This is a genomic window from Martelella endophytica, from assembly GCF_000960975.1.
Classification (GTDB): Bacteria; Pseudomonadota; Alphaproteobacteria; order Rhizobiales; family Rhizobiaceae; genus Martelella; species Martelella endophytica.
Map to the genome: position 1 here is coordinate 1,741,131 of NZ_CP010803.1, position 21,823 is coordinate 1,762,953.

The 21,823-nt window shown below is 62.0% G+C and carries 25 protein-coding genes; 11 read left to right on the forward strand and 14 right to left on the reverse strand.

Annotated elements, in window-relative coordinates:
- Window positions 1-104: 104 nt before the first annotated feature.
- Together TM49_RS07920 and TM49_RS07925 are read left to right on the forward strand one after the other, a co-directional pair.
- Window positions 105-1,610, forward strand: coding sequence for a sensor histidine kinase (locus TM49_RS07920; protein WP_045680356.1), 1,506 nt, complete (start codon window positions 105-107; stop codon window positions 1,608-1,610).
- 221 nt (window positions 1,611-1,831) lie between these two features.
- A complete protein-coding gene (locus TM49_RS07925) occupies window positions 1,832-2,809 on the forward strand; it encodes a PRC-barrel domain-containing protein (RefSeq protein ID WP_045680358.1) in 978 nt (325 codons plus the stop codon).
- Between the two features lie 63 nt (window positions 2,810-2,872).
- Here TM49_RS07925 and TM49_RS07930 read toward each other — a convergent pair whose 3' ends face one another.
- Complete coding sequence (locus TM49_RS07930; protein WP_045680360.1) at window positions 2,873-3,544, reverse strand: phosphoribosyltransferase; 672 nt, start codon at window positions 3,542-3,544, stop codon at window positions 2,873-2,875.
- Between the two features lie 119 nt (window positions 3,545-3,663).
- Between TM49_RS07930 and TM49_RS07935 the strand changes: the two genes are divergently transcribed.
- The 7 genes from TM49_RS07935 (at window position 3,664) to folD (ending at window position 8,452) form a co-directional block, all read left to right on the forward strand.
- Complete coding sequence (locus TM49_RS07935) at window positions 3,664-4,641, forward strand: magnesium transporter CorA family protein (protein WP_045680362.1); 978 nt, start codon at window positions 3,664-3,666, stop codon at window positions 4,639-4,641.
- Window positions 4,642-4,832: 191 nt separating this feature from the next.
- On the forward strand, window positions 4,833-5,177 hold the full coding sequence (locus tag TM49_RS07940) for an AtpZ/AtpI family protein (RefSeq protein WP_045680364.1): 345 nt from the start codon (window positions 4,833-4,835) through the stop codon (window positions 5,175-5,177).
- A 57-nt stretch (window positions 5,178-5,234) separates the two neighbouring features.
- Window positions 5,235-5,987 carry a F0F1 ATP synthase subunit A gene (locus tag TM49_RS07945; RefSeq protein ID WP_045680367.1) on the forward strand — a complete coding sequence of 251 codons (753 nt, stop codon included), beginning with the start codon at window positions 5,235-5,237 and terminating at the stop codon, window positions 5,985-5,987.
- An 87-nt stretch (window positions 5,988-6,074) separates the two neighbouring features.
- Window positions 6,075-6,302 (forward strand): F0F1 ATP synthase subunit C, encoded by a 228-nt coding sequence (locus tag TM49_RS07950; RefSeq protein WP_018063478.1) that lies wholly within the window; start codon window positions 6,075-6,077, stop codon window positions 6,300-6,302.
- A gap of 87 nt (window positions 6,303-6,389) precedes the next feature.
- Window positions 6,390-6,962, forward strand: a complete 573-nt coding sequence (locus TM49_RS07955) for a F0F1 ATP synthase subunit B (RefSeq protein ID WP_045680371.1) — start codon at window positions 6,390-6,392, stop codon at window positions 6,960-6,962.
- Window positions 6,963-6,967: 5 nt separating this feature from the next.
- Window positions 6,968-7,453: a F0F1 ATP synthase subunit B gene (locus TM49_RS07960; RefSeq protein WP_144409667.1), complete on the forward strand. Its 486-nt coding sequence runs from the start codon at window positions 6,968-6,970 to the stop codon at window positions 7,451-7,453.
- Between the two features lie 99 nt (window positions 7,454-7,552).
- On the forward strand, window positions 7,553-8,452 hold the full coding sequence (gene folD, locus TM49_RS07965; RefSeq protein ID WP_045680375.1) for a bifunctional methylenetetrahydrofolate dehydrogenase/methenyltetrahydrofolate cyclohydrolase FolD: 900 nt from the start codon (window positions 7,553-7,555) through the stop codon (window positions 8,450-8,452).
- 13 nt (window positions 8,453-8,465) lie between these two features.
- Here folD and TM49_RS07970 read toward each other — a convergent pair whose 3' ends face one another.
- Entirely contained in the window at window positions 8,466-8,708 is a 243-nt protein-coding gene (locus tag TM49_RS07970; protein WP_045684987.1) for an Lrp/AsnC family transcriptional regulator, read from the reverse strand.
- A 94-nt stretch (window positions 8,709-8,802) separates the two neighbouring features.
- Window positions 8,803-9,729 (reverse strand): ArsR/SmtB family transcription factor, encoded by a 927-nt coding sequence (locus TM49_RS07975; protein ID WP_045680377.1) that lies wholly within the window; start codon window positions 9,727-9,729, stop codon window positions 8,803-8,805.
- 233 nt (window positions 9,730-9,962) lie between these two features.
- Here TM49_RS07975 and TM49_RS23000 point away from each other — a divergent pair, with 233 nt between their 5' ends.
- Window positions 9,963-10,211 carry a 2-dehydro-3-deoxygalactonokinase gene (locus tag TM49_RS23000; protein WP_158498616.1) on the forward strand — a complete coding sequence of 83 codons (249 nt, stop codon included), beginning with the start codon at window positions 9,963-9,965 and terminating at the stop codon, window positions 10,209-10,211.
- Here TM49_RS23000 and TM49_RS07985 read toward each other — a convergent pair.
- A complete protein-coding gene (locus TM49_RS07985) occupies window positions 10,208-11,284 on the reverse strand; it encodes a glycosyltransferase (protein WP_045680381.1) in 1,077 nt (358 codons plus the stop codon). The genes TM49_RS23000 and TM49_RS07985 overlap by 4 nt on opposite strands.
- A gap of 250 nt (window positions 11,285-11,534) precedes the next feature.
- On the opposite strand from TM49_RS07985, the gene TM49_RS07990 reads away from it, so the two are divergent.
- Window positions 11,535-12,281 carry a Crp/Fnr family transcriptional regulator gene (locus tag TM49_RS07990; RefSeq protein ID WP_045684989.1) on the forward strand — a complete coding sequence of 249 codons (747 nt, stop codon included), beginning with the start codon at window positions 11,535-11,537 and terminating at the stop codon, window positions 12,279-12,281.
- Between the two features lie 2 nt (window positions 12,282-12,283).
- Here the strand turns inward: TM49_RS07990 and TM49_RS07995 are convergent, their stop codons facing one another.
- The 10 genes from TM49_RS07995 to TM49_RS08040 all read right to left on the reverse strand — a co-directional run bounded on the left by TM49_RS07995 (window position 12,284) and on the right by TM49_RS08040 (window position 21,579).
- Complete coding sequence (locus TM49_RS07995; protein ID WP_045680382.1) at window positions 12,284-13,615, reverse strand: MATE family efflux transporter; 1,332 nt, start codon at window positions 13,613-13,615, stop codon at window positions 12,284-12,286.
- A gap of 6 nt (window positions 13,616-13,621) precedes the next feature.
- The gene (locus tag TM49_RS08000; RefSeq protein WP_045680383.1) at window positions 13,622-14,200 is read right to left on the reverse strand and encodes a peroxidase-related enzyme; all 579 of its coding nucleotides are present in this window, start codon (window positions 14,198-14,200) and stop codon (window positions 13,622-13,624) included.
- A 1-nt stretch (window position 14,201) separates the two neighbouring features.
- The gene (locus tag TM49_RS08005; protein WP_045680384.1) at window positions 14,202-14,684 is read right to left on the reverse strand and encodes a CMD domain-containing protein; all 483 of its coding nucleotides are present in this window, start codon (window positions 14,682-14,684) and stop codon (window positions 14,202-14,204) included.
- 3 nt (window positions 14,685-14,687) lie between these two features.
- Complete coding sequence (locus TM49_RS08010) at window positions 14,688-15,281, reverse strand: 2-hydroxychromene-2-carboxylate isomerase (protein ID WP_045680385.1); 594 nt, start codon at window positions 15,279-15,281, stop codon at window positions 14,688-14,690.
- 1 nt (window position 15,282) lies between these two features.
- Window positions 15,283-16,722 (reverse strand): NAD(P)-binding domain-containing protein, encoded by a 1,440-nt coding sequence (locus tag TM49_RS08015; RefSeq protein WP_045684990.1) that lies wholly within the window; start codon window positions 16,720-16,722, stop codon window positions 15,283-15,285.
- A gap of 42 nt (window positions 16,723-16,764) precedes the next feature.
- Window positions 16,765-17,835 carry an ABC transporter ATP-binding protein gene (locus TM49_RS08020; RefSeq protein ID WP_045680386.1) on the reverse strand — a complete coding sequence of 357 codons (1,071 nt, stop codon included), beginning with the start codon at window positions 17,833-17,835 and terminating at the stop codon, window positions 16,765-16,767.
- A gap of 1 nt (window position 17,836) precedes the next feature.
- Complete coding sequence (locus TM49_RS08025) at window positions 17,837-18,616, reverse strand: ABC transporter permease (protein ID WP_045680387.1); 780 nt, start codon at window positions 18,614-18,616, stop codon at window positions 17,837-17,839.
- A gap of 10 nt (window positions 18,617-18,626) precedes the next feature.
- On the reverse strand, window positions 18,627-19,598 hold the full coding sequence (locus TM49_RS08030; protein WP_045680388.1) for an ABC transporter permease: 972 nt from the start codon (window positions 19,596-19,598) through the stop codon (window positions 18,627-18,629).
- A 60-nt stretch (window positions 19,599-19,658) separates the two neighbouring features.
- A complete protein-coding gene (locus TM49_RS08035; protein WP_045680389.1) occupies window positions 19,659-20,759 on the reverse strand; it encodes an extracellular solute-binding protein in 1,101 nt (366 codons plus the stop codon).
- A gap of 76 nt (window positions 20,760-20,835) precedes the next feature.
- A complete protein-coding gene (locus TM49_RS08040) occupies window positions 20,836-21,579 on the reverse strand; it encodes an aspartate/glutamate racemase family protein (RefSeq protein ID WP_045680391.1) in 744 nt (247 codons plus the stop codon).
- Window positions 21,580-21,823 lie beyond the last annotated feature (244 nt).

A 21,823-nucleotide genomic window follows, 5' to 3' on the forward strand; every position in this document is an offset into this window, starting at 1 on the left:
GGGCTCTCCCTGCGTTTTCGAGTTGGTTGGAAATGAGTGCGCCCAGTGCGGGCGGCGGCGAGAGCGATCTCGCCGCGCTAGAAAATTGAAGAGCGTTAAGGCCTGTGGAACATCTGCCGTCGGAACTTGTCGATGCGATCAAGGACGAGAAACGTCTGAAGACCTTGTCGCAATCGATCATGCGCGCCGCCGAGCAGGACGAGGATTTCGTTGCCATCGTCGAAGCGGCCGCACAACGCTTTTCCGCGCCGGCAGCCCTCATCGTGATCGCCGATTTTGACGAAAACTGGGTGCAGGCCGTGCATGGCATGGAGCCGGCCGATGTGCCGACCCGCTCCGGCCTCTTCGTCTATCCGCTTGCGCTTGAGGACGAGCCGGCCCTGATCGTCAACAATCCCGCCAAGGAAAATCAGCTCGCGCCGTCCGTTCCCCAGTTCGAAGGGGCAAAGGTAAAGTTCTTCGCCGGCGCGCCGATCCGTGTCCATGGCGTCAAGGCCGGTGCGCTCTGTGTCATCGATGCCGAAAATCACCGCGATATCACCGAAGCGGATGCGAAAGCGCTGGCCCGACTTGCCGACCTCGCCGGCTCGCTCTACGAACTCAAGGAAGCCGCCCGCGGCAAGGTGACCGCCGACATGAAGCTGTCGCGGGCCGAACGACGCCATTCGATGGCGCTCCGGGCGGCCAATATCGCAGCCTGGAGCTGGGACGGTGTCAGCGAGACGATCGAATGCGACAATTCCCTGCGCCAGATGCTGAACCTGCCCGTCGGCGAAACCGTCACGTGTCGCAAGGTCCTGGGTGCGGTCTCTCCCGAGATGCGCTTTTCGATGCTGCGCCGGTTCAAAGCGGCGCTGGATCGCGGCGAGGAGTATCAGTGCGAAATCAAGGTCGCATCAACCGGGCGCTGGCTGCTTTCGCTCGGCGGCGCCTACGAAAATGCGCTTCTTGACGATGAGCGCGGACCGGTTTTCGGCGTCGTTGTCGATATTTCCACGACCAAGGAATCGGAGCAGAAGACGCGGCTGCTGCTGAGGGAACTGAACCACCGGGTCAAGAACACGCTCGCCATCGTCCAGTCGATTGCCGGCCAGACCCTGCGCCGCTCGCGGTCCTCGGCCGAGTTCAACATGGCCTTTTCCGGCCGCCTGCAGGCGCTTTCGGCCGCCCATACCCTGCTTTCCGACGAGCAATGGGGCGCGATCGCGTTGGAACGACTGTTGCGGTCGCAGATTGCGCCCTATGCCGAGACCTACGAACGGCAGATCGATATTCACGGCAATGCCATCTATCTCGATCCCGACGAGGCGCTAGCGCTCGGTCTGGTCATCCATGAGCTCGCCAGCAATGCGGCGAAGTTCGGCGCTCTGTCGAGGAGCACCGGCGTTGTCGACATCACCGCGGATTGCACCGGCGGTCCCGACGATGCCCACCTGGAACTTGATTGGGTCGAAGTCGGCGGTCCGGCGGTTTTGCCGCCCGAGCACAAGGGCTTCGGCTCCATCCTGATCGAGCGCAGCCTCGACAAGATCATCGGCAGCACCGTCGAGGTCGAATACGCGGAGACCGGGTTGCGCGCCCGCATCCGTATGCCGCTGCGCTACTGCTGACCCTTGCATCCTTGATGTTTTCTCGACGGCCGGAGCCCCCTCCGGCCGCTTTGCCGTTTGCGGTCATAGCCCACGAAAAAACTTCGCGAAATTTTGCTACATGAGAGGAACAAGGTGAGCGGCCCGACGTTTTTATTGTGTGAGACGGGTGAGATAAAACAAAGATAAAAGATTTGTATCGCACCTTTCCTGGATGAGAAACGAACAGGAGGAGTATTATCATGCTTCGCAAGATTCTTTCGACTACAGCACTTGTTGCCGTTATTTCCACGGGTGCAGCTTATGCTCAGGATTCGACCAATCAGGACATGAACAAGGAGCCTGCTGCCCAGACCGATATGGGCAACCAGGGTACCGGCATGGATCCCGTTTTCCCGGACATGCAGGCCACTGAAGACGGTTCCGACTTCTTCAGCTCCAACGACAAGCAGGTTCTCGCGAGCTCTCTGCTCGGCTGGCCGGTTTACGGTCCCGGCGCTGACGACCAGGGTCGCGAACAGGTCGGTGACATCAACGACATCGTCATGAATCCGGATGGCGTTGCCAATGCCGCAGTGATCGGCGTCGGCGGTTTCCTCGGTATCGGCGAAAAGGCTGTTGCAGTATCCTTCGATCGTCTGAGCTGGGAGCCCGGTGAAGACGGCGATGACCTGCTCACCATCGACGCGACCCGCGAAGAGCTCGAAAACGCGCCGGAATTCGATACCGATGGCGCGAACATGATGGAAGTCGGTACGGCTGACACGAATGCCGATATGGACAACCAGGACATGGCGGCGACCACCGGCACCGGTACGACCACCGACATGGGTACGACCGGCACGGATATGGCCAGCACCAATGATGGTTCGATGGCCATGGATCCGACGGAAGGCATGTCGCCTGTCGCCATCGACCAGGTCTCCTTTGACGAGCTGGTCGGTTCACCGGTCCTCAGCGCCGATGGCGACAGCGTCGGTGAAGTTTCGGAAGTCGTTTCGCACGGCGACCAGAACGAACAGGTTCTGATCGTTGACGTCGGTGGCTTCCTGGGTCTCGGTGAAAAGCCGGTTGCGATTTCCGCCAATGCCGCAGAAATCATGAGCGACGGCGACACCTACGTGATCAAGACCACCTATGACCGTGAGACGCTTGAAAACCAGCAGGCTTACACGGAGCAGGATCTGAACGAAAATCCGGAAGCGGTTCTGTTGAACTGATCATCCGACTGACGTTCCTTGCAAGAGCCCGCGATCTCCGGATCGCGGGTTTTCTGCGTGCCGTCAGCGATGCCACCTGCCGGTCCGGTCGCGGCTGAGGAGCGGTGTCGAAAAGGCGGCGACGGGCTCGGGGCAGGCTTCGATGGCGGCAAGGCTCTCGCTGTAGCGCCGGGTCTGCAGCATGGCGCTGCCGATCGCCACGGGTTTCACGCCGATTGCCGCAAGCAGTGTGAGGGCGGAGACGATCGAACTCCCCGACGAGATCACGTCGTCGACGAGCGCCACCCGCCGGCCCTCGATCAGCGGCAGCATGCGGGGGTCGATGAAGAGCCGCTTGCCGGCGCCCGGCGTGGTGACAGAGGAGAGCGGAACGGAAAGCGCGTCCTCGTACCAGAACTTGCGGGAATTGCCGAGCGGCACGTAGCGGCGGTGCCCAAGGGCGCGGGCGACGCCGGCGGCAAGTGTCAGGCCGAGCGTCGGCAGGCCGATGACAACTTCGGGCGCGGCAGGGCGGAGGCGTTCGGCCAGTTTCAGCGCAAGCGTTTCCGCAACATCGAAGGAGGCCTGGTTGATGATCAGCGAGGCGAGACCGTTGCCCGTATCGCCAAGCGCGCGGATCGGCAGCAGCAATTGCCGGCCGTCGTCGAGTTCGGCCGGGTAGGCATGCTCGAACGGGCCGTCGGTTGGGTAAGTGGCAGGCGGCAGCAGGTCCTGCCAGAAGGCGTGCGGGTCCATGGCGATCTCGCGGGCGGGGTTTGCGCAAATGCCGCAAATTTCGTTTATATGCGTATCGGCGTTTCTATTATGCTCTGGCGGACGGACGGGCAAGGTATCCTCATTATGGCAGGCAAGGCATGATACATCTCTACAAGGTCGGCGGCCTCAAGACGGCCTTGCCTTCGGCCGGTTCTCCCGTGCCGCTGGAGGATGATGTCGTGTGGATCGACATGCTCGATCCGACCGAAGCCGACCTGCGTCATGTCGAGGCGATCGTCGGCGTGGAGCTGCCGACCCGCGAATCGCTCAAGGATATCGAGCCGTCGAGCCGGTTCTATACCGAAGGCGAGACCGTCTACATGACGGCGTCTCTGGTGATGAATGTCGATCTTGGCCTTGCCCATCTCACAGATGTCGGCTTCGTGCTCGCAGGTGGTCGGCTCATCACCATCCGCCATGCGGAGCCGAAACCGTTCTTCCTGTTTGCCGCCGACATGAAGCGTCTGGACCTGCAGCCGGGCCAGGGCTCGAAGGTGCTTGCCTATCTGCTCGACACGATCGTCGACCGCACCGCGGAAATCCTCGAGCTTGCCGTGTCGAAGATCGACAACCTTTCGATCGCCGTCTTCGGCGAAGGTGCGCGCGGGCGCCGGCGCCCGCCGGCCGAGCTCGAATCGCGGCTGATCGAGATTTCGACCTATCACCGCCTGGTCAGCAAGACCCGCGACAGCCTGACGACGCTGGCGCGCCTTGCCACGTATGTCCAGTCGCTCGGCCGTGTGCGCGACGACAAGCAGACCAAGGATCTCTGCCGCATCGTTTCCCACGACATCCAGTCGCTGGCGGAGCATGCAAGTTTCGTCTCCTCCAACATTTCCTTTCTGCTCGATTCGGCGCTCGGCCTCATCAACCTCGAGCAGAACAACATCATGAAGCTGTTCTCGGTGGTTTCGGTGGTTTTTGCCCCGCCCATGCTGATTGCCGGCATCTACGGAATGAACTTTGACAAGATGCCCGAACTGCACTGGGCGATCGGCTATCCGGCAGCGCTGGTGGTGATGTTGGCGACAATGGTGCTGGCGATCTACTGGCTGCGCTCGCGCGGCTGGTTTTGAACCGGGAAAAATTGCCGGAAATCATTGTCTGCAATTGCTTTTTACGCTCAAATCGATGCTTAATGGAACTGCTTGACTAGGCTATTGAGGAAAACTATGGTGCGGCCGACTTCAGAGCGGGTGCAGGGCACCCACTCGCTGCGCGCCGGGCCTGAGGGGGCTTTGCGGCACAAGGGACAAAAAGAAGGGTCATGGCGCAGGACGGGCAGGACGATCTGGAAGCGCGCCGCAAGCAGCTTGAAAGCGAGCTTGGCGCGCTGAAGAGGAAAAAAGGAACAGGGGACCGCGAAACACCGAAAACCACGGATAGTGACCGGCGCGAGATGTCAAAAGCGCTGAAGCTCTCGAGCGAGTTCATTTCCGCCATTTTCGTCGGGTTTATCCTTGGCTACCTTCTGGATCGATTTGTGGGCACCAGCCCCTGGGGGATGATCGGCTTTCTCCTCCTCGGCTTTGGTGCCGGAATATTGAACGTGTTGCGCTCTGTCGGCCGTGTGGCCGAGCCGGAAGACCGGATAAAGCGAGACGAGAACTAAAACTGCCGGAATGCGCCGGCGATGTGCCGTAAGGCAAGACGAGAAGAGAGAGCTTAGGTGGCAAACGATCCGACCCATCAGTTTCAGATCCACAGCATCGTTCCGATCAATGTCGGCGGTCTGGACCTTTCCTTCACCAATGCCTCGCTGTTCATGGCTGTGACGGTCGCGGCAGCAGCGGGTTTCATGTATCTGGCCACCGCCAAGCGCGGCCTTATCCCCTCGCGCACCCAGTCGGTTGCCGAGCTGCTTTATGAATTCGTCGCCTCGATGCTGAGAGAGGGGGCGGGCACGAAGGGCATGGTGTTCTTCCCGTTCGTGCTGACGCTGTTCATGTTCCTGCTGACGGCCAACCTCATCGGCATGTTCCCGTATTTCTTCTCGGTGACGAGCCAGATCGTGGTGACGTTCTCGCTGGCATTGCTGGTGATGGTCATCGTCGTCGGTTACGGCGTCTACAAGCACGGCGTCCATTTCTTCAAGGTCTTCGTGCCGTCGGGTGTTCCCGTGGCGCTGCTGCCACTGGTGACGCTGATCGAGATCGTTTCGTTTCTCTCGCGTCCCATCAGCCTTTCCGTCCGTCTTTTCGCCAACATGCTGGCGGGCCATATCACCCTCAAGGTGTTTGCCGGATTCGTCGTTTCCCTGAGCGCGATCGGCACGATCGGAACCGGAGGCGCGATTCTGCCTCTGGCCATGACCGTCGCTCTGACGGCGCTGGAATTCCTTGTCGCCTTCCTGCAGGCCTATGTGTTTGCAGTATTGACGTGCATGTATCTCAATGATGCCGTCAATGCGGGAGATCACTAAGGAATAAAGTCATCCGGTTCGGCTGGACAGCTCGAACCGGCCTCGCTATTAAGCCGCAACAACCCAATTCTTCTAAGGAGTTCTTACATGGAAGCGGAAGCAGCAAAGTTCATCGGCGCCGGTATCGCGTGCCTTGGCATGGGTGCAACTTCGATGGGTCTCGGCCGCATCTTCGGTGACTACCTCACCGGCGCGCTGCGCAACCCTTCTGCCGCAGACAGCCAGTTCGGCCGCCTCGTATTCGGCTTCGCCGTTACCGAAGCGCTCGGCATCTTCTCGCTGCTGGTTGCTCTTCTCCTGCTCTTCGCCGTTTAATTTTAAACGGTCTAAGGTTCCGGCCCCGGCGCATGGCGACGATCGCCACGCCGTGGCCAATCCTATCGAAGACCTTTGGAGGCGAGCATGTTTGTGACACCGGCCATGGCGCAGACGCCTGAGTCTGAGCTCCATACCGAAATGGCCCAGCTGGAACACCATGAATCCGCGGTGTTCCCGCCGTTCGATTTTGCGACATTTCCGTCACAGATTCTCTGGCTGGCCATCACGTTCGGCATCTTCTATCTGGTGATGAAGAGGGTGATCGTTCCGCGTGTCGGCTCGATCCTGGAAGACCGGCACGACCGGATCGCCCAGGACCTCGACGAAGCCGAACGGCTCCGCAACGAGGCCGATGAGGCCATCGCCGCCTACGAGAAAGAGCTTGCCGAGGCCCGTGCCGAGGCGCGTTCGATTTCGGCCGCTGCTGCCGACAAGGCTCGCGCCGAAGCGGAAGCGGAACGTGCACAGCTTGAGGCCGAACTGGCCGACAAGCTTGCCGAAGCCAATGCGCGGATCGAAAAGGTCCGTTCGGATGCGCTGCAGGAAGTCGGCTCCATCGCCGAGGAAACCGCCGCGCAGATCGTGACCCATCTCATCGGCGGGCGCGTTGCCAAGGGTGACGTCGAAGCCGCAGTGACCTCGGTCAGGGAGGCCTAATCATGGTGGCTCTTGACGCAACATTCTACGCCCTCATCGGCCTGGTTCTGTTTTTCCTGGTCGTGGCCTATTTCAAGGTTCCGGTGATCATGCTGCGCTCGCTCGATTCGCGGGCGGACCAGATCCGTGACGAGCTGGCCGAAGCAAAGCGCCTGCGCGAGGAGGCCCAGCACGTCCTGGCCGATTATCAGCGCAAGCGCCGCGAGGCCGAGGACGAGGCCAAGGACATCGTTGCCGCGGCCGAACGCGAGGCCCAGTCCATCAAGGACGAAGCCCGCCGCAAGACCGAGGAATATGTCGAGCGCCGCACGGCTTTCTCCGAGCAGAAGATCCGCCAGGCGGAGCACGACGCCATCGAGGCAGTGCGCAGCGCGGCCGTCGACGTCGCCGTCGAAGCGTCCCGCATCGTGCTGGAGAAGAAGGCGACCGCCGCCGTGCAGTCGAAGCTGTTCTCGAAGTCGATCGACGCGGTCAAGTCCAAGCTCAACTGAGCGGCCGGACCGGATTGAAGGATAGCAGGCAAGCGCTCAGGCGCTTGCCATTTTTGTTTGTGGCGCCAGTTCGCGCCGACAGGTTTGGGAATGATACGGATGGCAAGGCTCATTGACGGAAAGGCGATCGCCGCCGAGGTTGTCGGCAAGGTCAAGGACGCGGCGGAGACGCTGAAGGCCAAATCCGGCACGGTGCCGGGCCTTGCCGTCGTCATCGTCGGTGATGATCCGGCAAGCCATACCTATGTCGCCGCCAAGGGGCGGAGGGCGAAGGAATGCGGCTTTCATTCGGTGCAGATCACGCTTTCCGCCGAAACCACGCAGGTCGAGCTGGAAAAGGTTGTTGCCGGGCTGAACGAGGATCCGGCCATTCACGGTGTGCTGGTGCAATTGCCGCTGCCGAAACACCTCGACGAGTTTCCGGTCATCCAGATGATCCGTCCGGAAAAGGACGTCGACGGGCTTTCGGTGGTCAATGCCGGCAAGCTTGCGATCGGCGATTTCAGGACGGGGCTGATTTCCTGTACACCGGCCGGCTCCATGGTGCTGGTGCGGCGCGTGCATGGTGACGATCTCTCCGGTCTCAATGCCGTCGTCGTCGGCCGATCGAACCTCTTCGGCAAACCGATGGGCCAGTTGCTGCTCGCCGCCAACGCCACCGTGACCATGGCGCATTCGCGCACGGCCGATCTCGCCGGCATCTGCCGCAAGGCCGATATCCTGGTTGCCGCCACGGGGCGGGCCGAGATGGTGAAGGGAGACTGGGTGAAGCCCGGTGCCACCGTGATCGACGTCGGCATCACCCGGGTTCCGGCGCCCGAGCGCGGCGAGGGCAAGACCCGCCTGCTTGGCGACGTGGCTTTCGATGAGGCGGAGAAGGTGGCCGGCGCGATCACGCCGGTGCCCGGCGGCGTCGGGCCGATGACGATCACCATGCTGATGGCCAACACCGTGATTGCCGCCTACCGCGCGAGCGGCCTCGAGGCGCCGTCGTTCTGATCGGCTGTCCCGTTCAGCTAAACGCCTTGAACGCCACCAGTGTGAAGGTGTCGGTGACGCCTTCGATGGTCTGCAGCCGCGATATGACGAAGTGGCCGATATCGGCCGCGGGTGGCAGATAGAACTTGGCGATCAGGTCGTACTGGCCGGAGGTCGAGTGAATTTCGGAGGTCTCCTCCACCGTGCGCACCACGACATCGGCGACATCGTAGGCTTCTCCCGGGGCGCATTTGAACTGCACGAAAATCGTCTGCATGGGCTTCCTCGTTCTGGCTGCGGCGCGCATCGGCGCGGGCGCCCGAACCTATAGCATGCCAGCGCATTTTTGAAAGGCGCCAGCGCTCCTGCCATCAGTCGACGCGCACTCTGAGGACGATGTCCTGGTCGTAATTGCCGAAGCCCTTGCCGAAGATGTTGATGCCGCCCGGATGACGGGCGTCGGCGCGCACGGAAATGCCGAGGCGGATCGAGTGGTGCTCCGGCAGGCGAAGGGTGGCGAGCGTGACGTCGGAAATGCGGACGCCATCCACATAGGCGCCGTCCGGCGTCACCCGGAAGCGCTTCAGCATGCCATATTGCGAGCCCTTCAGCTTCCACCAGTCCGGCGTCAGCACGCCGCGCCGGTCGCCGAAATCGCCGGGCGATGTCCACTGGCCGATATCGATGCCGTTGATGGTGATGGTGATGTCCGACGGCCAGTCCGGATTGGTGCCGGGCACTTCCGATGACAGCTCCATCGAGAATTCGATCTCCGAGACCGCCCGGTTGTTGAGCCGGGCATTGTTCGGAAACTGGTATTCGATCGCGCCGCGCGTGAACCACAAGAGCCCCGCCTTCATGCGAGCCGGGTCGAGGAAGGAGTCCGGCACGTCGAGCAGGCCGATAATGCCTTCCGGCGTGCAAAGCCCGCACGGGGCGCTGACGTCGAAGGCGGTATAGAGCCCGACAGGCATTGCCACCTCGATGGCGTCGTCAACGCCGTCGTCGGCAGTATCACCGAAGGAAACCACGACTTCATCGTAAATGCTGGTGCAAACCTTCTGATTTCCCTTGCGGGCGCGCTGGCTTTCGGTGCGGATCAGCCCGGCATCCTCGAGCATCTGGATGCTGAGCGAGACGGTCGATTGCGGCAGTTCGAGACAGGCGCCGATATCCTTCACATTCATCGGCCCCTTGCGCCTGAGGAGCTGCAGCACGGCAACCCGCGCCGGAGCCGCCAGCCCCTTCAATACATGCATGTCCTTTTCAGGGTCGATCACGAGGAAATTACGGGGCATGGGCTCGCTGCTTCGGGAGGTGTCGTGAAACTTTCATATCAGGATTTTTGGCGCGGTCAAACTGCCGCGAGCGCTGTGCGACAAAGGACGCTGAGGGCATGGTCAGCTCGGCGTAGAGCTGGGCCGAGGCACCCCATGTCGGTCGCCCTGCCGATATGGCGACGCTGGCCGACCCGTGCCATGGCCGTCGAGGTGCCGGGCGCCGTGCGGCTCTATATTGCGCCGGACGTGCCGTGCGAGACGCCGCCATAGCGCCCTATCTGTCCGGGGTCGTGATCGGCCACGAACTCCTCTCCGCCCGCCACCGCTTCCGCGAAAGCCTGGCCGGGGGCGTGCCGCTCTTTGTCATCGGTGTGGAGGGGATTTCCGAGCGCTACCGGACCGCCATGCGCCCACTCGATCTTCAGGCGCCGACAATGCCCGGCAATACGGCGCCGGCCGGCCTCTACCGGTTCGCCCTGGCGCTGCAGGGCGGGCTCTAGCGGGACGGGCCGTTCGGCAGCGCCGCCCGCTCGGGGGTAGCGCCGGATGTCGCCGTGCGCGTGGGCTCGGCCACGATCTGCGGCGTCAGCTTTCGTTTCCAGGCTGCGGCAACCTCGCTGAGGCGATGGCCGGGCGCGGTGGCTATCGCGGGGAAGTCGCGGCGCCAGTCGTCAATGCGCGCACCCACCGCGCTCAGATCATTGGTGTCGACGCACTGGCCGGGTGTCAGCAGGATCTCGTCATTGGAGCCGAGGCCCGCATGGGCAAGCACGGGCGTGCCGACCGCATTCGCCTCGGCAAGCGTCAGGCCGGAGGTCTCTGCAAAGCGCGACTGCGGATGGAACACGCAGAGCGAGGATCGCATGATCTCGATGCGGGCCTTGTCACTAAGCTTGCCGAGAAAGTGCACGCCGTCGGGCACGGTGTTTTCCGGCCAGACGAGATTATCGTGCTCGGCCACTTCGAGCCGGAGCGTGGGCCTTGTGCGGCGCAGGGCTGCGAATTTCACCAGCGCCTCGGAAAGCCCCTTGTGCGGTGCGCCCGGAAAGAACAACCGGTCGATATCGCGTGGCGTCGTATCCGGCTTCAGTTCGTCGGCGACCGGGTCCGGAATGGATGAAATGGCCGGCAGCTTGTCGTTGGCATCGGCGAGAAAGGCGTGGACGTGCTTGGCCAGGCTTTCGGACGCGCAGACAATCTCGATGCCGGCGGCCGCCAGGGCATCGCCCATCCGCCGATTGTGGCGGCCGGGCGGGGAATGCATCCAGAGAAAGACGGGGCAACCCGGACCGAGCTTGCTCACCTTGAGCGCCGTCTTCCAGGAGCTCACGACAATGACATTGGAAACGCTTGTCAGGTCCTCGACCTTCAGCATGTCGAGCGGACGGTAAAGCCCGCCGGCATCCCGGGTCACATCCGTGCGACCGGCCTGGTAGAACTGGAAGCGGCAGTCATTGCTCAGCGCGCCGGCAAGGCGCAGGATGGCGGCCTCCGTCCCGGTCTCTTCATCGAGATAGGCAAACTCATAGGGCGAAAGGCAAACCGGATCGATTACGGCAACGGCGGAAGTCATTAGTAGCCCTCCCGCCTGCAACGTTCAGTTGAACAGGTCATGATTGTGATCCTCGTGTTACCACGGGCATAGCTGGCACACGATCTCGCGCATTAAACTGGTTTGAAATTAGCCATGTTTTTGGGAAAATATTTTTACCTGTCAGTGAACGTTTCCGCGCTCAGGCGGATTGCGGTTCGAGCCCGACTTCAGCCATATTGCGCGCCGGGAAGGCAGCCTCCTTCCTTTTGTTCGTCCCGAGGGAATGAAGATGAATACGGATTCGCCAAGCTGTCTCGTGCAGAAATTGTCCCACTATGTTGCTCTTGACGAGCATTCGCTCGACAGCATCAGCCGTCTGGAGCGGGACGAGCGGGATTTCTCCAAGAACGATGAAATCTACCAGGGCGGCGATGAGAACACCTATCTGTATGTGGTCAAGCGCGGCTGGCTCTACAGCTACGCCGACATGAAGGATGGCCGCCGTCAGATCACGGAAATTCACCACCCCGGTGACATCGTCGGTTTTCCGGACATCGCCTTCGACCAGCGCACATCGGTACTCAGGGCGGCCGAGGACGTTCGGCTGTGTCCGTTTCCGAAGAAGGACCTGGACGAGGTGTTCAGCCAGGCGCCGCAGCTTGCGGCGCTGCTGTTTGCACTATCGGTGCGCAACCAGGTCATCCTCACCGACTTTCTTCGTGCCGTCGGGCGCATGAGCGCGCGCGAGCGCATTGCCTATCTGCTGCTCGACCTGCGGTCGCGCCTTCGGATTGCCAACAAGTCGATGACCACGACCTTTCGCCTGCCGCTCAACCAGACCGAAATCTCCGACGTTCTCGGCCTCACCAATGTCTATGTCAGCCGCAGCTTCGCAGCGCTGGAGAAGGACGGGATGATCCGCCGCAGCAACGGCCATGTCGAAATCCTCGAAGAGGAAAAGCTGGCAAAGATCTGCGATTTCGTCGACCGGCATGTCGGCCTCGACACGAGCTGGTTCCCGCCAAGCAACGGCTGAGATCAGGCCGGCGAAAAGGTCCGGTCGGCAAGCTTCGGCAGCATGAAGCGAAAGACGACCGATCGCACGCCCTGAAACAGCAGCATGGCGATCCACAGGCCGTGATTGCCGTAGAGCGGCTGCAGCACGGCCCATGCGGCGAAATAACAGGCGAGCGATATCAGCATCAGCGTGCGCATCTCGCGCGACCAGGTGGCACCGATGAAGACCCCGTCCATCTGGAAGGCGATGACGCCGATGAGCGGCATGATCGCCGCATAGGGCAGATAGGTGTGGGCGAGCGCCTGGGTTTCCGGGATCGGCGCGATCAGGGCGACAACGGAGGGGCCGGTGAGGAAGAAGGCGGCGGAGACGAACAGCGCCATCGCCACGCCCCAAAGCGTGGTGAGCCTGATCACCCGGTTGAAGGCGGGGCGATAGAAGGCGCCGACGGCGCGGCCGGCAAGCTGTTCGGCGGCGGTGGCGAAACCATCGAGAAAGGCGACGCCGAAGAAATAGTAGCGCAGCAGAACCGTGTTGGCGGCCAGGATATCGGTGCCGAGCACGCCGGACTGCCGGGTAAAGAAGGAGAGCCCGATCAGGAGCGCGAACGAGCGGATCATCATGTCGCGATTGACCGAGAACATCCGCTTCATCGTCGAGAAGTCGGGCCGCTCCCACAGATGCCGGTCGGTGCGCTGCAGGATCAGGACAACGCCGGCGATAGCCGTCAGCCCTTCGGCGACAAGGCTCGCTGCGCCAGCACCGGCAAGACCGTAGTCCAGCCAGAGCACCCAGAAGAATGCAAAGAACAGGTTGAGGCCGTTCAGCACCACCTGCAACAGCAGCGCGGTGACCGCCTCGCCGCGGCCGATCACCCAGCCGAACACGACGAAATTGAACAGCGCAAACGGCGCCGACCAGACCCGCCACGTATAATAGGTCCAGGCCGCCTCGCCGACGGGGCCATCGGCATCGAGCACGGCAAGGCCAAGGTGACCGATGGGCACGTGCAGCAACAGGATCAGCAGGCCGGAGACGAGCGCGATCAGAATACCGCCCAGCAGCATTCGCTGCTCCAGCCGCCGATCAGCCGCGCCGACGGCCTGCGCGGTGAAGCCCGTGGTGGCGCCCCGCAGAAAATTGAAGGTTGTAAACAGCACGTCGAAGATCACGGCCGCCAGCGCCACGCCGCCGATCAGCACTTCGTCGCGCAGCTGCCCGACGACGCCGGTGGCAGCAAGACTGACGAGCGGCGTCGAGAAATGCGCGACCATCATCGGCAGGGCGATGGTGAGCACCTGCCGGTGGGTGACCTGAAAGGGGCGCGGGACCCGTGCCGCCGACTGTTCCAAAGTGACCTATTCCTTGATGTGCGGCTCGCCGAGCGTGTGCATCAGCCGGTTCGCCCAGCCGAAAATGGCGACGGCATGGATTAGGTCGAGAATCTCGAGGTCGTCAAGGCCTGCCTCGCGCAGGTGGTAGAACTGGTAGACCCCGACATTGTCCGGATGGGCGGTCAGGTCGACGCCGAAGTTGAACAGCGCCTGGTCGTAATCCGGCAGATCGGCGTCCAGTCCCTTCTCGTAGATTTCCTGAATGACCTCCGGGCGCTTTTCCACCTGGATGTGGCGGTTGGCGTGGACGGCGGCGCAGTAGATGCACTTGTTGACGAAGGAGGCGGCGAGCGCGCCCATCTCGCGGCCGCCGCGCGACAGGCCGTCCTTGGAATACATGATGTCGTTGAAGAGCGGCGAGCGTTGCTGCAGCGTTTCCGGCTCCTGTGCCAGAACCAGCACATAGTCGGAAACCTTGGTGTTCGACGGCGTGATCTGCAGCGCCTCGCGCTGCGCCTCTGTCGCTTCCTCGAGATTGACCGGCTTCACGTAAGGGTGCCAGTCGAGCGGTTCGAGGGTGAAGGTGTGGACGGCTTCGGACATGTCAGTGGTCCCTCAGCATCTTGAGCCCGGCGACGACCAGGATCTGGTAATTGACGAAGGCGACGAGGCTCGACAGGGTGACGATGTCGCGATCATCAAGGCCGGCTGCATAGAGCTTTTCGATGTCCGCCCGCGTCGCATCCTTCGGGGTGCGGGTGACGAGGTCGGTGCGCTCCAGGATGGCGCCGAGCCTTGCATCGGCCTCGCCCGGCCTGAAACCGGGATCGGTGATAGCCTCGACGCTTGCGTCGCCGTAGCTCGCGAGAAGTTCGCGGTAGTGCTCTTCGAGTTCGGTTGCCGACCACAGCCGGCACATGCGGGCGGCGAGGGCAGCGCGCAGCGCATAGGAGAAGTTTCCTGCGTCCTTCGGCGTCAGCGCCGCCTCATAGCTGGTCTGGGTCAGCGTCTTCAGTTTTTCGCGCCGGTTTCGAAGCGCCGTGATCTCGGCGTCGTTGCCCAGCACCTTGTCGATGACATCGGTCATGGTTCAGTCCTCGGAAAGAGCCTCGTCGAGAAAGTCGAGGCGGTCCTGGCCCCAGTAGAGCACGTCCTTGTAGATCCATGTCGGCGTGCCGAATACGCCACGGGATTTCGCCTCCTCATGGCTGTCGATCCAGGCCTGCATGATGTCGGGCTCATCCTCCATCGCCTGCAGCGCCTTGCCGTCAAGGCCGATGCGGTTGGCAACGTCGATGCGGACTTCCGGCAGCGTCACGTCGAGTTCTTCGCTCCATAGCGCATGCAGCAGCGCATGCGAGAGTTCGAGCGCCGGAAGACCTTCGCGGTCGGCGGCGATCACCATGCGGGCGGAGAACTCGTTGTTGGTCGGATAATGCGCCGGTTTCAGAACCAGCGGCATGTTGAGGCGCTTGCGCCAGCGGTCGAGCTCGACGGCGTGGTAATCCTGCCGCGGCTGAGGCCGCGAACGCAGCGGCACGCCGCCATTGTCGGGCACGATCCGGGTCGGACGAACGACGACATCGAGATCGTGTTTTTCGATCAGTGCCTTGAACTGCGGCCAGCCGAGATAGGCCCAGGGCGAGGAAAGGGCGTGGTAGTAGTAAACGGTCTTCTTGGTCATTTCAGGCCCTTTCAACGGCGTCTGCATCGGTCCATTCGGACCCGTCCAGCTCGGGTTTTTCGTAGGCGAGCAGGTCTTCCCAGTGCTTGTCCAGTTCGTCACGGAACAGGCCGGAGGCGATGCCGCGCACAAGCCACAAGGCGCCCTCGCTGATCGCCGGAATATCGCCGGAAACCTTGCCGAGGCTCATCGCCGAACCGTAGTTGAAGCAGTGGATATCCTTCAGGAAAGGCGCATCGCCCTCTTCCTTCGGTGTGAAGGAAAAGTCGGAATTCAGCCACGGGAAGCGGCCGAGGCCGGGGTTTTCTTCGCCGGCCGGCGGGGTGTAGCGGTCTTCCCAGCAGGCGATCCTATCGTTGAACAGGGCAAATTCCGGCCGCACCATCGGGTCCACGGAAAAGCCGGTGCCGAGGATCAGGAAATCGCAACGGAACTCGCGGCCGGTGACCGTGGTGATCACCACTTCCGCGCCCTGCTGCTCGACCTTGGCGATGCCGCAGTTGAAGTGGAAATAGGCGTTGTCGTGGCGACTCACCCTCAGCGTCGAGCCATGCGGGGCAGGGGTCTGCTGCTTGTCGCCGTAATCCATGATGCGCCAGCGCCATTCGGGCGAAAGGTCGGGCAGGCCGGCGGTGATGCCGTAGGAGCCGATGCCCATCAGCTTGTTGATTGTCGGCATCTTCGGGCGGCGCGCCAGCAGGCGGACTTCCGCCGCGCCATGCTCCAGCGCTTCGGCCGCATTGTCGACGGCAGAAGCCCCGACGCCGATGACAACGACGCGCTTGCCCTTCCACTTGTCAAAGTCGACAGGATCGGCCGAATGCGCCCAGCTTGAACGCGGCAGGCCGGAAACGAAATTGGGGATCGTGCCCTTGCCGAGCCCGTCGCGGCCGGTCGCCCAGACGAGCTTGCGGGTGTAGATCACCTCGCCGTCGGCCATCTCGAGGGTCAGAATGCCGTCTTCGCGCGGCACCACGCGTTCGACGGAAAGGCCGTTTTCGACCGGGATCTCCATCACGTCGCGATACCAGGTCAGGTAGTCCTGCCACATCGGCCGGGGAATGCGGTAAAGCGCGTCCCACTTCTCGGTGCCGAACTGGGCGCGATACCAGGCCTGGAAGGTCAGCGAGGGAATGCCGAGCGCCGGGCCGAGCAGGTTCTTCGGCGAGCGGAGCGTCTCCATGCGGGCATAGGTGAGCCAGGGGCCTTCCATGCCCTTTTCGGCCTTGTCGATGATGCGGACATTGCGGATGCCCTGACGGTTGAGCTGGACGAAGGCGGCAAGGCCGCACATTCCGGCGCCGACAATCACGATGTCGCTGACCGGCTTGCCGTCGATCGGACCTGCCGGCTTGACCCAGTTGCTGGCCGGGTAATTGAGATAGCCAAGATCTTGCCTGACCCGCGCATTCAGCGTCTCAAGCGCCTCTTTATTCGTCATCGTCTTGTCCTGCATCGTTTGCTTCTAGTGTCGCCGGCGATATCAATCCGCCAAAACCACCGCGTCTTCTTCGCGCCAGCCGATATAGACGTCGTCGCCGGAAAGATGGGCGAGTGCCACCGGATCCAGTTGCGCCACGAGCGACTGGCCTTCGTTGAGGTTGACGGTGAGCGCTGTGAAATTGCCCTTGAACAGCCGGTTCGAGATCCGTCCCTTGAGAGCGATACGGCGGTCGGGGTTATGATCGACGGCATAGATCGCCTCAGGCCTCAGCGCTACTGTCACATGCGCGCCGGTGCGTGGCGCCGGTCCCGTCAGCGTCGCGTGGATGACATGGCCGCACCAGTCCAGAGTCGCGATCTGGCCATCGACGGAGACAACGGTGGCATCGAGGAAGTTGGATTCGCCGATGAAGGTCGCGACGAAGCGGTTGATGGGGCGCGCATAGAGCTCGTGCGGGCTGCCCTTCTGCTCGACGCGGCCATTGTTCATCACCACGATCACGTCGGACATGGTCAGCGCCTCTTCCTGATCGTGGGTCACGAACAGAAAGGTCTTGCCGGTATGGGCCTGGATGCTCTTCAGCTCGATCTGCATCTGGTGGCGGAGTTTCGCGTCCAGCGCCGAGAGCGGCTCGTCGAGGAGCAGCACGTCCGGATCGGGCGCAAGCGCCCGCATCAGCGCCACGCGCTGCCGCTGGCCGCCGGAAAGCTGGTCGGGCATGCGATCGGCGAATTCCTGAAGCTGGACGAGTTCGAGGAGTTCCATCACCCGGGCGTGGATCTTCTCCGAGGCCATGCCCTTCAGTTCGAGGCCGAAGGCGATGTTGCGGGCAACCGTCAGATGCGGGAACAGGGCGTAGTCCTGGAACACGATATTGACGTTGCGCTTGTGCGGCGGCAGGTGCGTCACATCCTTGCCGTCGAGCAGGATTTCGCCGGAAGAGGGCGTCTCGAACCCGCCGAGCATTCGAAGCGATGTCGACTTGCCGCAGCCGGAGGGGCCGAGAAGGGTGACGAACTTGCCGCGCTCGATCTCAAGGTCGAGGGCGTTCACCGCCAGCGACTTGCCGTAGTATTTGTTGACATTGCGGAAATGGACGAGAGGCTGCATTTCAGTTCCTTGCGCGGCGGACACGGCGTTCGGCGTAAAGGCCGATGGCGGCGGTGGCAATGAGGACGAGAGTCGCCATGGCGTTGATTTCTGGCGACATGCCGCCCGAGATCTTGGCGAAGATGAGCATCGGCAGCGTGGTCTGGTAGCCGCCGAGGAAGAAGGTGCGGACGAAATCGTCGATGCTGGTCAGCGCGCAGAAGATCATGCCGCCGACGAGCGCCGGCCCGAGATAGGGCAGCGTCACCCGGAAGAAGGCGATGAAGTTGTCGGCGCCAAGGTCCCTGGCGGCATCGATCAGGCTCGATGGCATCGACCGGAGCCGCGTCATCGCCATGATGACCACAAAGGGCACGGCGTGAACCGTGTGGCCGAGAATGATGGCGAAGGTGCCGGTCGGCACGTGGATGAGGCGAATGAAGATGCGCATCGCGATCGCCTCGATCATGCCCGGCACGACGGCGGGCAGGCAGGCAAGCGCAAAGATGATCGCCCGGCCCCAGATCGCTTCGTTGGCGGCAATCAGCGCGATCCAGACACCGACAATGGTGGCGACCAGCGTGACGATCGCCGCGATCATCAGCGAATAGCCGACGGCGCCGAGGAACTGCTTGTCCTGAATGACCGAGGCGTACCATTTGAGGGTAAAGCTGTCGATCGGGAAGGAGATGAAGTTCGAATCCTTGAAGCTCATCGCCATCAGCAGCGCCAGCGGGATGCACAGATAGGCGACGAAGGCCCAGTAAAAGCCGGTGAGGAAGACGTTTTGCGGGTTTTTCATGGGGCTCTCCTCACATCAGCCGGACGTTCTTGCCGCCGACGACGCGCATGAACAGGCCGACGGTCGCAAGCGAAAAGATCAGCATGATGATCGAGAAGGCAGCGCCCGCCGGCCACTTGTCGTTGGAGCCGTGGAACAACTGGGCGATGATTTCCGGGAAGATGACGGTGTTCGGTCCGCCGAGAAGCAGTGGTGCGGCGAACACGCCGACGGCGGTCAGGAACACCAGCGAGCATCCGGAAATGATGCCGTCACGCGATAGCGGCAGGATGACGCGGCGGAAGCGCTGGAACGGACCGGCGCCGAGATCGGAGGCGGCATCGAGCAGGCTGTTCGGAATTTTCTCGATCGAGGAATAGAGCGGCAACAGCATGTAGAGCGCGATCAGGTAAACGACGCCGAAGCCGAGCGAGAAATAGGTATAGAGCATCGGGATCGGGCGGTCGATGAAGCCGAGTTCTCTCAAAAGCGCATTGACCGCGCCGCGATTGGCGAGAAGCATGATCACCGAAAAGACGCGGATGATCTCGCCCGCCCAGAAAGGCGTGAGCAGCAACAGCAGCGCCTTGTTGCGCGAGGCGGGGCGGATGACCTTGCCGATGTAATAGGCGACCGGATAGACGACAATCAGCGTTGACGCCGTCACGATCAGGGAGAAGATGATCGAGCGGATGAACGGCACGAAATAGAGCGGCTCGGCGAAGAACAGCTTGTACTGGGCAAGCGTGTAGTTCGCGGCATCGCCATCCATCACCGGATAGTTGGCCATGAACGAGATGTTCGCCATCTGCAGGATCGGGCCGAGATTGAAGAAGGCGATCCAGGCGAGCGGGACGGCGATCAGCACGATGAGCCGTGCCCGCCGGTTGGCGGCAATGGCGCCGATCGTCATGGCGTAGAGCGGCGAACGCGCAAGCTGGCCGATCCAGCTGTTGTAGCGGATCCTGCGCGCGGGCATGCCTGCCTGTTTCTTGTCATTCATTGCGGGGTTCCATGCTGTCGTGTCGAAGGTGGGGCGGGCCTTGGCCCGCCCTGCCAGGTGTTACGCGGCCTTGATTTCGGCGACGGCCTTGTCGATCATCTCGTTCTTCATGTCGCGGTTGACCTCGGCGAAGAACTGGATGCGGGCGATCTGCTCTTCCGGCAGCGCGATCGCGGCGCGTTCGCGATCGGAAAGCAGCGCGTCGACGCCGGCGAACGCGCTGGCAAAGCCCGACTGGCGTACCATGGCGGCACCCACGTCCGGATTGGCGAGCAGCGCGCCGAAGAACTTGTAGGCAGCCTCCGGGTTCGGCGCGTTCTTGACCAGGTTGAACGAATAGAGGAAGCCGTAAGTGCCTTCCTTCGGGATCGACAGCTCGACCGGGAAGCCATCCATGATCAGCTTGGAAGCCGCGCCCGACCAGGACTGGGCGACATAGACGTCTTCGTTGACCAGCATCTGCTGCACTTCGGAGGCGCCGTCGTAATATTTGCGGACCATGTCCTTGTGCTCGATCAGGAAGTCGCGGGCGGCGTTGGTCGCGGCCTGGGCTTCTTCCGGCTTGCCGACATATTCGACATAGTCGCCGTCATAACCGAGATACTTCATCGTGATCGAGAGGAAGTCGGAGATGATGTAGGTGGTCATGCCCTTGTATTCCGGGTCGAACATCAGTTCCCAGCTGTCGGAGGCCTTGGTGTAGTCGGTGTTGCGGACCATGCCTTCGAAGCCGGCCAGAAGCGGCACGCCGTAGACCTTGCCATCCGTGGTCAGCTGCGGAGCGCCCTGATACGGCTTGGCGAGATTGCCCCAGTTGGCGATCTTGTCGGTGTCGAGCGGCTGCAGCAGGTCGGAGGCGAGGAACTGGCTGATACGGTGGCCGGCGACAGTCACGATGTCGGTCGTCGGGTCGGCGCCTTCGGCAGCGAGCAGGTTATACTGCTTGCCCTGGTCGTCGGTCAGGCGGATGCGGATTTCGATGCCGGTGTCGCGCTGAAACTGGTCGATGAAGTCCTGCGGCAGGAACTTGTCGTAGGTGGTGATGTTGAGAACGCTGTCGGCGGCGCGGGCCGGCCGGATGATGGACGGGGCTGCGAGGAGGCCGGCGCCGGAAGCCATCAGCTTCAGCGTCGAGCGACGTGTCGGAATGAGGAATGTCATAGTCATTCTCCTGATTGGGGTTTTACCACCGCCAGTCCCTCTCGGCTGGCGGCGCCTTCAACGCACCGGCTTCCCTCTAGTGCATAGCGAGACGCCGGCTCTCTTTCCCCTCCGCTGAAAGGTCTTCTTCCAGGGAGAACTGGACGGCTGCCTCGGCGTGAAGCAGCGTCGAATCGAATGTCGGAAAGTCGAAATCCTCGGGCGCGATCAGCAGGCCTATCTCGGTGCAGCCGAAAATCACGCAATCGGCGCCTTCACGGCGCGCCTTGGCGACGATCTCGACATAGCGGTCGTGCGAGGCCGGGCTGATGACGCCGCAGCAGATCTCGTCGAAAATGACGTCGTGCACCGTCTGGCGGTCGGCCTCGGCCGGCACGATCGGCTCCAGTGCGAAATGCGCCCGCAGGAAGTCGACATAGAACGGCTTTTCCATGGTGTAGCGCGTGGCCATCAGCAGCGGGCGGTGCATGCCGGCCTGCTGCACGGCCCGGCCGGTCACGTCTGCAATATGGATAAGCGGAATGGAAATCGCCGCCTGCACGTCTTCGGCGAGGATATGCATCGTGTTGGTGCAGATCAGTACCATGGCGCAGCCGCAGGCCTCGAGCTCGCGTGCCACCGCTATCAAATGCTCGGCCGCAAGGTCCCAGCGCCCGGCCTTCTGCAGGGCGACGATCTCGGCGAAATTCACAGAACGAAGGCACAGATCAGCCGACGCCAGCCCGTCGCCCATCCGGCGCCGGACTTCCTCGTTGATGTGCCGGTAATATACCGCGGTGCTCTCCCAGCTCATGCCGCCAATCAGTCCTATTCTTTTCATTTGGCATTCTCGTTTCTGTTTCAGGTAGGAACAAGTGAATTTTATCCCATCCTGCAGAAGAGAATTTTCTGATTTCCGCTCGTTTGCCGATTCAGGTGTCGCGCCAGTCTATTAAATTCGACAAACGTAGATAAATATCCTACGTTATAGCCATTGATTAAATTCTGTAACTCATGCCTAAATAAGCGGCGACTTTCATAATCACCCAAATTCTAGGCAAATCATGCGCAAAAATGGTTTTTTG